The sequence below is a fragment of the Shewanella aestuarii genome (assembly GCF_011765625.1).
Lineage (GTDB): Bacteria > Pseudomonadota > Gammaproteobacteria > Enterobacterales > Shewanellaceae > Shewanella > Shewanella aestuarii_A.
In genome coordinates this window covers 3,501,744-3,514,553 of sequence record NZ_CP050313.1, presented here as the reverse complement: position 1 = coordinate 3,514,553, position 12,810 = coordinate 3,501,744, and the positions used below count along the sequence as shown (strand labels likewise).

At 40.6% G+C, this 12,810-nt stretch carries 11 protein-coding genes and 1 pseudogene; 6 read left to right on the top strand and 6 right to left on the bottom strand.

Annotated elements, in window-relative coordinates; genetic code table 11:
- Positions 1–41: 41 nt before the first annotated feature.
- From asnC to HBH39_RS15325, 4 genes are all read right to left on the bottom strand, one after another.
- Positions 42–503: a transcriptional regulator AsnC gene (gene asnC / locus HBH39_RS15340; RefSeq protein ID WP_167679545.1), complete on the bottom strand. Its 462-nt coding sequence runs from the start codon at positions 501–503 to the stop codon at positions 42–44.
- Positions 504–626: 123 nt separating this feature from the next.
- Positions 627–1,304, bottom strand: a complete 678-nt coding sequence (gene rluA, locus HBH39_RS15335; RefSeq protein WP_167679544.1) for a bifunctional tRNA pseudouridine(32) synthase/23S rRNA pseudouridine(746) synthase RluA — start codon at positions 1,302–1,304, stop codon at positions 627–629.
- An 83-nt stretch (positions 1,305–1,387) separates the two neighbouring features.
- Positions 1,388–1,678: a hypothetical protein gene (locus HBH39_RS15330; RefSeq protein ID WP_167679543.1), complete on the bottom strand. Its 291-nt coding sequence runs from the start codon at positions 1,676–1,678 to the stop codon at positions 1,388–1,390.
- A 19-nt stretch (positions 1,679–1,697) separates the two neighbouring features.
- On the bottom strand, positions 1,698–2,123 hold the full coding sequence (locus HBH39_RS15325; protein WP_167679542.1) for a hypothetical protein: 426 nt from the start codon (positions 2,121–2,123) through the stop codon (positions 1,698–1,700).
- 517 nt (positions 2,124–2,640) lie between these two features.
- Here HBH39_RS15325 and HBH39_RS15320 point away from each other — a divergent pair.
- Together HBH39_RS15320 and HBH39_RS15315 are read left to right on the top strand one after the other, a co-directional pair.
- Complete coding sequence (locus HBH39_RS15320) at positions 2,641–3,630, top strand: 2-hydroxyacid dehydrogenase (RefSeq protein WP_167679541.1); 990 nt, start codon at positions 2,641–2,643, stop codon at positions 3,628–3,630.
- 66 nt (positions 3,631–3,696) lie between these two features.
- The gene (locus tag HBH39_RS15315) at positions 3,697–4,434 is read left to right on the top strand and encodes a dienelactone hydrolase family protein (protein WP_167679540.1); all 738 of its coding nucleotides are present in this window, start codon (positions 3,697–3,699) and stop codon (positions 4,432–4,434) included.
- 94 nt (positions 4,435–4,528) lie between these two features.
- On the opposite strand, the gene HBH39_RS15310 is transcribed toward HBH39_RS15315, so the two are convergent.
- Entirely contained in the window at positions 4,529–5,074 is a 546-nt protein-coding gene (locus HBH39_RS15310; protein ID WP_167679539.1) for a mechanosensitive ion channel domain-containing protein, read from the bottom strand.
- Positions 5,075–5,185: 111 nt separating this feature from the next.
- On the opposite strand from HBH39_RS15310, the pseudogene HBH39_RS15305 reads away from it, so the two are divergent.
- The 4 genes and pseudogenes from HBH39_RS15305 to HBH39_RS15290 all read left to right on the top strand — a co-directional run bounded on the left by HBH39_RS15305 (position 5,186) and on the right by HBH39_RS15290 (position 10,445).
- Positions 5,186–5,928, top strand: a pseudogene (locus HBH39_RS15305) (spermidine synthase).
- 202 nt (positions 5,929–6,130) lie between these two features.
- The gene (gene ahpC / locus HBH39_RS15300; protein ID WP_167679538.1) at positions 6,131–6,700 is read left to right on the top strand and encodes an alkyl hydroperoxide reductase subunit C; all 570 of its coding nucleotides are present in this window, start codon (positions 6,131–6,133) and stop codon (positions 6,698–6,700) included.
- A gap of 110 nt (positions 6,701–6,810) precedes the next feature.
- Entirely contained in the window at positions 6,811–8,376 is a 1,566-nt protein-coding gene (ahpF, locus tag HBH39_RS15295) for an alkyl hydroperoxide reductase subunit F (RefSeq protein ID WP_167679537.1), read from the top strand.
- A gap of 449 nt (positions 8,377–8,825) precedes the next feature.
- Positions 8,826–10,445, top strand: coding sequence for a methyl-accepting chemotaxis protein (locus tag HBH39_RS15290; protein ID WP_167679536.1), 1,620 nt, complete (start codon positions 8,826–8,828; stop codon positions 10,443–10,445).
- A gap of 117 nt (positions 10,446–10,562) precedes the next feature.
- Here the strand turns inward: HBH39_RS15290 and HBH39_RS15285 are convergent, their stop codons facing one another.
- A complete protein-coding gene (locus tag HBH39_RS15285; protein WP_167679535.1) occupies positions 10,563–12,767 on the bottom strand; it encodes a S46 family peptidase in 2,205 nt (734 codons plus the stop codon).
- Positions 12,768–12,810 lie beyond the last annotated feature (43 nt).

Sequence of the window (12,810 nt, the reverse complement as noted above, 5' to 3'; positions counted from 1 at the left end):
CGGTATTTTGTGCTGTTTTGATGTCGGTAGCCGTGTCTGAACTATGGCTTCACAGCCCGTACAATAGGGTTTTGTAAGCTAATCAAGGTTTCAGTTGATTGAATTTCATCAATAGATTGAATTTTGTTAATTAACACATGCTGTAAGCCATCGATTGATTGACACATAACTTTAACAAATATGCTGTAGTTGCCCGTGGTGTAATAGGCTTCAACCACTTCATCAAGCGCGTTTAATTTATTGATGGCAGCAGGGTAATCGCCGGCACTTTTAAGGTTGATGCCAATAAAACAGCATACATCGTAACCCAAGGCTTTTGGATTAACGGTAATTTGCGCACCGGTAATAATGCCTGCTTGCTTCATTTTTTCAACTCGTACGTGAATTGTGCCAGCACTCACGCTAAATCGCTTAGCTAGTTCAGCAAATGGTGTTCTGGCATCTTCCATTAAAGCGGATAAAATTTGGTTGTCTAATTGATCACGTTGAAATGAACTATCCACAGCGTTTAACTCACTTTTTGTTTGAATGAAGATTAATTTACGATTATTGATGAATAATTACTATATAAAAAGCAATTTATTTAGTAATAATTAACCTCCCTAAAAACTATGTTAGTGGCCAGGTTATTGGTTATTCTCTGGCAGAATAAATGGTGCCTGCGCGATAAAGTGCATTGGGGTATGCGAATAGGGATGCTTAATCGATAACTCAGAGGCATGTAACAGCAACCGTGATGCTAGGCTTTTCGCGAGTGGGTCTGCGTAAAACCCATCACCTAAAATGGGGTGGCCTAAGGCCATCATATGCACCCGTAATTGATGCGAACGTCCACTGATAGGGGTGAGTTTTACTAAGGTAGAACGCTTAGCATAACTTACAACTTCAACTAAGGTGGTTGAAGGTTTTCCAAGTTGATGGTCAACTTTTTGTTTAGGACGATTTGGCCAATCACAAATAAGTGGCAGATTCACCTCAGTAACAGATTGGCTCACATGACCCGCCACTCGCGCATAATACACTTTGTGGGTTTCACGTTCGCGAAACTGACGCTTTAACTCCCGCTCTGCATTTTTCCTCAACGCTAACACCATCACTCCAGATGTCGCCATATCTAAGCGATGCACAATCTGTGAGTTAGGATGCTCAGCTAATACTCGGCTAAAAATGCTGTCATGGTATTGTGGTTCGCGGCCAGGAACTGACAACAAGCCAGAAGGCTTATTGATGACAATAATGTCTTTATCTTGATGGATAATGTCTAACCAAGGATCGGTGGGGGGATTGTAGATAAAGTCAGCCATGGGAACTCTCAAAAGCATTGGGGCGGCTAAGATACTGATTGTGATTATTTAGCACAAGTACTATGACTGGATTTTTTATGTGGTTAAGAAAATGCATTGCCATTGACATGCATGATAGTGAAGGTCCAAACCACAAAGGCTAAGGGGATATGCACTAAGGCATAAAAGCATTGATCAAGACGGCTCATGCCTGGTGCTTGCCATATTAAATAGCCATGGCTCATTATCACTAACGGGAAAAGCAAGAAGAGTGGGTAAAGCGCAAAAGGACTGGCATCTGCAAAAATGCTATGGCTTAGTAATGCCCAAAACACCATAAAGACAGTGGCAATTGGCGGCGTTGCTGTGCGGTATTGATCTGGATAAGGGAACATCCTGTGTCCTGTTTTTAGATTAACCTTTAATCTCTTTTTTACCATGGATCACTTTACGATGCACGATAGAATAATGCCTCAGACCTGCCGGACCATGTGACACTATCACTGACAGTGCAATTAAACAGATAATTATCTCTACCTGCCAGTGAGCCAAGGGCACAAGCAAACCGACCAGAGCTAATTTAGCGACAGTTAACACACCTTTTAATTGGATCAGCCAACGCCAATCTCGTACCATTTCCCATAGCATTAATAATAGCCCAGACGACATGGTAATGACCCAATAGGTTAACCACTGACTTTTATCGATGTGCAATAAAATGCCACCTCCTGCGCCCACCACGCCAATAATATGCAGCGCTCGTAAGCTGGTTTTGGTTAAACGCTCAAACCAGAAACGTTTTTCGGATAAAGGCTGTGAACCATCGTGACTCTTTTTCATATAAACCAATCAAGATAAACAGTGCGTTTGTTGATGTTATACCCAAGCAAACTCAATATGCAAAGTGCAGAGCCTCTCATTACGTTCAGTTCTAGGCGAAAAGTCGACGTAATGGCGTTCCCTTTCTAGGCTTTTCAACAAAGAAATGGACGTAATGAGTGGTTCCCAAAGGGCGAGTTTGATTGGCTTTCATGCTTTGTTGCTGATTATCAACGTAGAGCAACTATGTATCAAATCAGCGCCGCGCCTGAAAGCCAATCAATTCTGGCTGAACTCGCATCTTGAGGTTGTTTGGGTATATCAATATCATTCCTGATAAACAGCAAACATTTAAGCTATTTTTGTGCTCAAAACTCATATGGTTATCAAATAACAATGCTGATCACAGTTCATCAAGCCTCAATTCGACAGTTAACGACAAATTCACCCTATTGAATTACACTGCAGTTAAGTTTGATTTTGCTCGCTACGCCATATTAATGGTTGATGGTAGGGCCTTTATAAAGATGGAAATGTTATGAGAATTGGATTTTTTAGCGCAAAACCGTACGACATTCGTCATTTTAATCGCACCAATGAAGCCTTTGGCGCTGAAATAGAATACTTCGATTACCGCTTATGCATGCAAAACGTCAAATTAGCCGAAGGTTATGAAGTGGTTTGTGCATTTGTGAATGATTCATTATGTGAAGAAGTGTTAGTTGAGTTAGCAAAAGGCGGTACAAAAATTATCGCCATGCGTTGTGCTGGTTTTAACAATGTTGATTTGGTTGCGGCTAAAAAATTAGGCATGGAAGTGGTTAATGTACCCGCTTACTCACCTGAATCTGTGGCTGAGCACACTGTGGCACTGATGCTGACCTTAAACCGCAAAATTCACAAAGCTTATCAACGCACCCGTGATGCAAACTTTGCCCTTGCTGGATTAGTAGGTTTTAACATGTTTGGGAAAACCGTTGGGGTAATTGGCACAGGTAAAATTGGTTTAGCGACTATTAAAATTTTACAAGGCTTTGGTTGTAAGGTGTTGGCTTTTGACCCATATCCAAATCCAGCGGTTATCGAGCTTGGAATAGACTATGTTGATCTACCTACTATCTATAGAGACAGTGATATTATCAGCTTGCATTGTCCATTAACCGCTGAAAATCATCATTTATTAAACAAAGACAGCTTTAATCAAATGAAGCCCGGTGTGATGGTGATTAATACCAGTCGTGGTGGATTATTAAATGCCATTGATGCAATGGAAGCCTTAAAAGAAGGCCAGTTGGGGTCATTAGGCCTAGACGTGTATGAGAACGAAAAAGGCCTGTTCTTTGAAGATAAATCCAGCGAAATCATTCAAGACGATGTGTTCCGTCGTTTATCGGCTTGCCATAATGTGATTTTTACGGGTCATCAAGCGTTTTTAACTCAAGAAGCGCTCAATGCCATTGCGTTAACCACATTAACCAATGTACAAGCCATATTGTCAGGCGAGAAATCTGGCAACGAGCTTTGCTAAAGATTTAAACTTATCGCAATACTTGTTAGATTGGAGCCTTAGGGCTCCAATTTTTTTCGAGGCAATATGATTATCACACAGGAAGTTCACGACATCGCCACCCCTTCAGGTTTAATGCGCACCACGGTTTATCGTCCAGACCAAGCCGGTCAGTTTGCCAGCGTGATTTTTTATTCAGAAATTTTCCAACTAACCGCTCCAATTGCAAGGGCTGCAGCAATACTTGCTGGGCACGGTTTTGTTGTATTAGTGCCAGAGGTTTTTCATGAGTTAAACCCAATTGGCACAGTGTTGGCGTACGATGATGCAGGCAAAGACAAGGGCAACCAAGATAAATTTACTAAGCCTTTAGAACAGCATGACACAGACACTCAAGCGTTAATTGATTTTGCCCGTTCGCAAACCTATTGCAGCGATCGAGTGGGAGCCATGGGGGTGTGTATTGGTGGACACCTTGCCTTTAGAGCCGCACTAAACCCAGATATTAAAGGCGCTTTTTGCTTATATGCAACAGACATTCATTCAAATACTTTGCCTTGCCAAACTAATAATGACTCATTAAGCCGTGCTGGTGATATTAAAGGTGAATTAGTAATGGTGTTTGGTAAACAAGACCCTCATGTGTCTAGTGAAGGGCGTAAGTTGGTTTATCAACAACTTGAAAAAGTGAGTGCTAATTTTAGTTGGTTAGAAGTGAATGCCCAGCATGCCTTTATGCGCGATGAAGGAGATAGATACGATCCAGCTCTCGCGCTACAAATGTACTTGCAAGCGGTGGCGTTTTTTCAGCGAGTATTAAACTGATTAAGCCGTTAATTATTTGTGCGCATGTAACGGCTACTCGCATTAAGGCGCAAATATTCGTGCCTTAATGCGGTGTCAGCGTTAATCATTTTATTTAATGATTACGTTTAGGGATCACCCTTTTGTTGGTGTTTTTCTTGGTTGTCATTGCTTTTTGATCGGGCAGTTTTATCACCCCTTTTTGCAGCATTAGACTGTTGGGGTAAGTCATTAAATCACCGCTATCGCGTTTAATTAAAATGTGAAACAAGCTGATTTCAACAATCACTCCGCTCATATCTTCATCTTTATCCACTATTTTGATGCGATCGCCAATCCGATAAGGAAACACAAAAAAGATCAACACGCCGGCCGTGATATTGCTTAAAATTGACCATTGCGCAAATAGCGCCACACCCAGTACCGCAAAAGCAGATGAAACAAATAACGACACCTCTTGGTAACCCAAGCCAAGTGAAATAGCAATGACAGATAAGGTAATGAAAAACATTAAGTAAGAGATAAGTCTTGTGACTAAGCGGCTTCTGACTTCATTGACTTGTTTTTTTATTGCTTGGGCTTTAATCCACTTTTTTAGCTGACTTTGAGCAAATAAAAATATCCCTAAATATGCGATTACCATCAGTATTTGATTCAGCATAAAACATCCTATTTATTGAGCGCGCTTAATGTGCCTATATTTCGGGTATAATAATGCCTTTATTGCATTTTTGCTCACACATTTATGAGCAAAATAACCCGTTGAGAATTTATGTCTGATTATAAAGTGCTTCACACTGGCGCAGATGAGTTTGGTGATATTTTTGTGCTAGATGATGGCCACTTTAGGGTGTTGTCTTTTGGGGATAATGACGAACAGAGCAAAATGGATAAGGCTGCTCCCCACGTGCCACAGCATACTTATGTACAGGCTATGTTAGCGGTGTTAATGGTGAAACAACCTAAAAATGTCATTATTTTAGGTTTAGGTGGTGGCGCTTTAGTCCATGCCTTACGTCATTATAATGCGGCCATTAAAATCACTGCCGTTGAGCTACGTGAGCAAGTGCTGCATATTGCTAAGCGATTTTTTCAATTACCTGTGGGTAAAAAATTAACCTTGATCCATCAAGATGCTTATCGGTTTTTATTGGCGGCAGATTTTAAAAAAACCGATATTATGTTTGTTGATATTTACAGTGAAAAAGGTGTTGATCCGCAGTTATTATCTGCAAACTTTATGACCCAATGTGCAGCTGGATTAAAAACTGATGGGGTATTGGTACTGAACTGCTGGAAAGAGCATAAAAATAACCAGGCTTTATTGGCCAACCTTCAGCAGCACTTTACTGCGGTTTATGGGTGTTTAACGGGGGCGGCAACTGGGTGATATTTGCCAGTAATCAAGCTCAAGGACTTGATACCATCAGCCAAAAAGCACAACAGCAAACAATTTCACAAGCGTTAGACTTTACTATTTCTCGAGTGCTAAGCCGATTTGATCGCTGGCAGTAAATTGTTATGTAGATTATCGATTTAGCCTAAACGCTAAAATCGATACTAAAATAGTTTAAATCAAAAAACCGATTAAGATAATAGTTTTTATCCGTTATACATAATTACTTTAGTTGCGTATTCTAGCTTCATCGAATGACGGCACAGATTTTAAAGGCCATATTCATTCATCACTTAGTTAGTAAACACAACGGAGTTAATCATGACACAATCAATCATCAACAGCACAATCAAGCCATTCAAAGCCACTGCATTTCATAACGGCGCATTTGTTGACGTTACTGAGCAAGATTTACTAGGCAAATGGTCTGTTGTGTTTTTCTACCCAGCTGACTTTACCTTTGTATGTCCTACAGAATTAGGTGACATGGCTGACCATTATGAAAAGTTACAATCTATGGGGGTAGAAGTTTACTCAGTATCAACTGACACACACTTTACTCACAAAGCATGGCACGCAAGCTCTGATACGATCAGCAAAATCAACTATCCAATGATTGGCGACCCAACAGGTACTATCACGCGTAACTTTGGTGTAATGATTGAAGAAGATGGTTTGGCGCTACGTGGTACCTTTGTGGTTAATCCAGAAGGTCAAATTAAAGTTGCTGAAATCCATGACTTAGGAATTGGTCGTAGCGCATCTGAATTAGTTCGTAAAATTCAAGCTGCTCAGTATGTTGCTAGCCACGATGGTGAAGTTTGTCCAGCTAAATGGCAACCAGGTGAAGAGACACTAGCGCCATCTATCGACCTAGTGGGTAAAATCTAATTTAGGTTCGATTCATCATCTCTCGCCGACGTTCATTCCCCTGATGTTCGTCGGCACCCAAAATCATTTACTCCCTTTATTATATTTGAAACGCATTCTTAGGAGTTGTTATGTTAGATGCCAATGTCAAAAATCAACTGAAGACCTATTTGCAGAACTTAAAACACCCAGTTGAACTTGTGGTGTCTGCAGATGACTCTAAAAAATCGAATGAAATTAAAAGTTTAACCCAAGATATTGTTGACTGTTCATCCTTAGTAACCAGCAGTGAAAAGCAAGATAAACGCACGCCGAGTTTACGGGTTATCAACCCACAATTAGGCACTAACATTACCTTTGCTGGTTTGCCAATGGGGCATGAATTTACTTCTTTAGTATTGGCGCTGTTACACAGTGGTGGCCACCCAATTAAGTTAGCGGATGATGTGATTGAGCAAATTCGCGATTTACCCGGTGAATATCATTTTGAGACCTATGTATCGCTGAGCTGCCAAACCTGTCCTGAAGTTATTCAAGCTTTAAACATGATGGCGGCAATTAATCCAAATATTACCAATGTCATGATTGATGGTGCGTTATTTCAACAAGAAGTTGAAAGTCGCAATATTATGTCGGTGCCATCTGTCTATTTGAACGGTGAGCCATTCTCAGTGGGTGCTATTAGCGTTGCTGAAATTTTAAATAAATTAGATAAAAACTCGGCTAGTCGAAAAGCTGAGCAATTAAACGCGAAATCAGTATTTGATGTGCTAGTTGTAGGTGGCGGTCCAGCCGGAGCTTCAGCAGCGATTTACGCCGCTCGGAAAGGATTAAACACGGGCATTGTTGCTGATAAATTTGGTGGCCAAGTTGCAGAAACCGTTGGCATTGAAAACTTTATTTCTGTGTCAAAAACAGAAGGCCCTAAGTTAGTTGCTAACCTAGAAAACCATGTCCATGATTATGATGTTGATGTGATGGATAACCAGCGTGCAGTAAAGCTTACGGCCAATAGATTGTTTGATTTAGAGCTTGAGAATGGTGCCAAATTACAAGGCAAAACTGTACTGTTAGCAACAGGTGCTCGCTGGCGTGAAATGAACGTGCCGGGTGAAAAAGAATACCGTGGAAAAGGTGTGGCATATTGTCCGCATTGTGACGGTCCATTATTTAAAGGTAAACGCGTTGCCGTTATTGGTGGGGGGAACTCAGGCATTGAGGCAGCTATTGATTTAGCGGGTATTGTTGAACATGTCACCGTACTTGAATTTGATAGTAAATTGCGTGCCGATGAGGTGTTACAGCGCAAAGCCAAATCAATGGGTAACATCACGATTATTACCCAAGCTCAAACCACTCAGGTTACTGGTGATGGTCAACGAGTTACCGGTTTAACTTACACCAATCGTCAGACAGGTGACAGTCATCAAGTTGAATTAGCGGGTATTTTCGTACAAATTGGTTTAGTGCCTAATACCGAGTGGCTAAAAGGTGTGGTTGAGTTAACCCCACGGGGTGAAATTATTGTCGATGAGCGTGGGCAAACTTCAATCCCAGGTGTTTTCGCCGCAGGTGACGTGACAAATACGCCTTATAAGCAGATTATTATCGCAATGGGCAGTGGTGCAACCGCATCACTTGGCGCTTTTGATTACTTAATTCGTCATTCTGATGAGCAAGGCGAACAGGCAGCCTAATTCTTTATAACGGAATAAGCTTTAACCAATTCGCTGTTAAACATCAACACACCAAACTGTTTGAGTTTGGTGTGTTTTTGTTTTTAGTGTTCAACATGACCCGTTCAGCGTTAGCGGTATAAAATTCTAGGTGGGCTATTAATATGGTTACCAATGAGCACTATTTTGTTCTATAACTTATTAAAATATCGATATTTATAGGTTAAGTTTATATAGCAACAGTCGATAAAGTGTTAATTAGCATTTACCTTGAAACTATTTGCACAATAATACTAGAAATTATCTATAGTTGACCTAAGCATGCTTTTTAGTCTGGAATCTTATCTACGTTAACTGTTTAGTGAGATTGTGCAGAATGAAGGTGATACCTCAGGGATCGAGTTCAGGCTGTATGTTAGAAAAATAACAATTTCTATTGTGTGTAGACAAATATCGCTTGGGGGCGAAGTATGAATTGGTTTAATAACATGCCGATTTTTAAAAAAGTTGGCTTAATCTTTGTGTTATCCGTAGTGATTTTTGCAGTGAACTTAGCCATTAGCATTGTTGCGATGAACAAGAATCGTGACACCTTGGATTTTATGCAACATAAAGTCACTGAACGTGTTGAGCTTGCTAATCAAAATGTGATTTTTATTCAACGTCTTGATGAGTTATATACTCAGGCGGTATCTTTTGCTGATGAAGATTTATTAGAAAATGCGTCTAAGGTGTATCAATCACTTGATAATAACCTCGCAAAACTAATCAGTATTGATGCAAACCAATCTCAGTCCTTATCTGAGCTGTCTCGTGGCTTGAAAGAATACAACTCGATGACCTCTGATCTTGCTTCAAGCATGCTTGATGGCAGCATTGATATGAGTCAGGTTGGCCAAATTAGCCAGAAAAAATCGCAAGTTTTTGAGCGCCTAACAGCCGGTATTTCTCAATATAAAGCCGATAAGGTTGATGAGTTTTCTTCAACCGTTGCAGAAGCGAGCGATCGCTCAGAACAAAGCCTTTATCTTTCTGTTGGGATAGGTATCGCGTTATTACTACTTATGATTGTTGCCACAATTGCGATTGCGCGTTCAATTAGTAGCTCAGCAGGTGATGTCGCTAATTCCTTAGGTGAACTTGCTGACGGTAAAGGGGATTTACGTCATCAGCTTAAGGTGGCAGGAACCGATGAATTAGGCCAGGTTTCAAGTAACTTCAACCGTTTTTTACACTTACTTGCCGAATCAATTCAGGGGGTTGTTAATGTCACTAATCCCTTATTATCGAGTGCTAAATCTTTAAAAGAAAAGATGTCTTTGGCTACTCAAGCTACTCAACAGCAAAGCCAAGATGCGCGAATTGTACAAGTTTCAATGGAAGAAATGCGTCACTCTGTGAACGATATTTCACTTAGTGCACAGCAAGCCGCTCAAGCTGCACAAGAGGCTGAGCGAGAAGCCACTGAGGGCTTAGCGGTAGTGCAACGCACTATTGATATTTCACAAGATTTAAATAGGGGCATTGAACTGGCTTCTAAATCAATTAATGAGCTAGCCCGAGATACTGAAAGTGTAGGCTCTATTCTTAACGTGATTACTTCTATTGCCGAACAAACAAATTTATTAGCTTTAAATGCGGCAATTGAAGCCGCTCGAGCAGGTGAGCAAGGACGTGGTTTTGCGGTGGTTGCTGATGAAGTCAGAGCATTGGCGTCGAAAACTGCCGATGCAACCAAAGAAATTCGAGGCGTATTAGAACGCCTTAAAAGTGCGGCTGTGTCTTCTGTAACAACTATGGACTCGGCCATTACTAAGTCATCAGATAATGAGCGCTATGCTAAAGATACTGGCGATGTGTTGAAATCAATTCAAACAAAAATTGTCAGTATTAACAGTATGAACACTCATATAGCATCAGCAACGGATCAGCAATCTGTGGTGGCTGAGCAGGTGGGTGGCAATGTGATTGAAATGAACGAGTCGTTTGAAAGCTCGTTAAATATTTTGGCCGATGTGCATAATATTTCGCAAGGTTTAGATGATTTTGCGGTGCAGCTAAAAAATGCCACTTCACAGTTTAAACTATAGTTTTTAAACTGATATTCAATTCAGTTTTTGCAATTTGTTAAGGGTATGATGTTTAAGCCTTTAATATAAAAATGGCGCTCATTGAGCGCCATTTTTGTGGTCGATTAAAGCAAATTATTAATCATCATTACGCACTAAATTTAGCTCTTTAATTAAATTATCTGCGTGATCAACTTGGTCCATCATCCACAGGATATAGCGAATATCCACATGCACAGCACGGGTGATAGTGGGGTTAAAAAACCAATCTTTGGTAATGGCTTCGTAGGTTGAATCAAAGTTTAAGCCTACCAATTCGCCTTTGCCGTTAAATACTGGTGACCCAGAATTACCGCCCGTGGTATCAACACTGGATAAGAAGTTAACCGGCACTGAATTGAAGTCATTCTTAGGCTCAACACAAGAGACTAACTTACATAACCATGATTGCGGATCGTTATAAACAGACGCTATGGTATGTTTGCCGTAGTCTTTGGTGGCAATGGCTTTGAGCAGTTTTTCAGGTGCATTAAAAGGTTCTACACCGGTATGTTTAGCTGCAATGCCTTCTAAACGGGTAAAAGGTTGCTTATATAACGCATCTTTTGATTGATAACCATCAACCATACCATAGGTGATCCGCAGCGTGCGGTTGGCGTCTGGATATACCGGCCAATTGTTCGCTTGGTAATAAGCAATAATGGCTTTCATATATTCAGGACGAGCTTGGGTTAATTTGCCGTCTAAGGTTTTAGTGGCTTTTTCAAGCTTTAGATTGGTTTCAAAAAGATCAACTGCTAAGCGAATGAAGGGATCGCTGCTGCTTTCAAAATCAGCCACGCTTTTGTCCATCCATGCCAAACGTTTGGCTTGATCTGTAAGTTCAGTTAACGCATAAAAACCATCAATTTTGGCAATTAAGTCATCATGATCGGTTGCATTTTTCAATGCGTTGTCGAAGGTTTCAACTTTTAAAGGTTGTGCAATATAAGCATCTAAATCTTGTAGCCATAAGGTTTTATCGACTTCAACAGTGAAACTGCTGTCTATACGTTTTAGGTTAGCCTTGAACATTTTTAGGTCACGTTCTTGGTAGCCTGATTCTCGTTCAGCATCTGGTTTTTGTTTTTCTTTTGCTAAACGATATAGATTTTTAGCGGCAGATAACAAGGTGCTAGATTGAGCATTTTCAAAAAAGTAATTGGTTTGAACTTGAGTGTGTTCGTCGGCCAATATTGCTTCTAAATTTTTAATCAAGTTTGCGTTAGCTTGCTTATCTTTTTTTAACCAAGCTAAAAAATTGTTTTCGCGGGTTTGTTTAATACCAATAATGTCAGTCGCTTTAAAACCATCTAACAAGCCATTCAGCTTTTTCATCCGGTTTGCCATTGAGGCAAGTGTACCGGCATATTTTATGGCGACTTCTTTATCTGCATCGCCCATTTGGTTAATGGTGTCGATTTGTAATTGATAACGCTTAGCATAGGTTGGATAGAGCCAATCACTGGCAAACTTAAGCTCACTGGTTAAGTTGTAACGGCTTGTTGAACCGGGGTAACCCGCAACAAACACACCATCACCGGCTTTAACGCCATCAGCATTCACTTTTAAATAGCTTTTTGGCTTAAAGGGAACGTTATCAGGTGAATAGGTTGCCGGTTTTCCGTCTTTCCCTACATAGGCGCGCAAGAAGGTAAAGTCACCAGAATGACGTGGGTATTCATAGTTATCAATGTCACCACCATAGCCGCCAACACTCTCTGGTGGCGCATAAACTAAGCGAACATCTCGAATGATAAGCTGTTTAATCAGATAATATTCTAAACCATGATGATAACTGGTGACTGAGCAGCGATAGTTGTCATCCACTTCGCAGTCTTTAATTTGAGCTTTTTTGTTGGTTTGGATCTGCTCATATCGCTCAAGTGGATCTTCACTTAAATTGGCGGTAATTGCTGCGGTGACATCGGTGACTTTTTCAGTGATGTATAAACGCTCATTTGGTCCCGCAGATGGCTCATCCGCCATATTGGATGCTAAAAAACCGTCGGCTAAATAATTATGTTCTTTTTTGCTGTTATATTGAATGCCACGGTAGGCACAGTGATGGTTTGTGACAACTAACCCTTGGGGAGAGACAAAACTGGCGGTACAATAGCCCAAGCTAACAACAGCATTCATGGGATATTGGCTTAAATCCGCAAGTTGTTTTGCAGGAATTTGTATACCGCGCTCAGTTAATTTGTCAGCGATTGATGGCATTTGATAGGGTTGCCATTGGCCTTCATCGGCATAGGCTAATCCAGATGACAGCATCAGAGCTGCAATCAGTGTCATACGCATGTTTATTCCTTAATATATTTATTGTTTTCCGTATTTTTGAAAA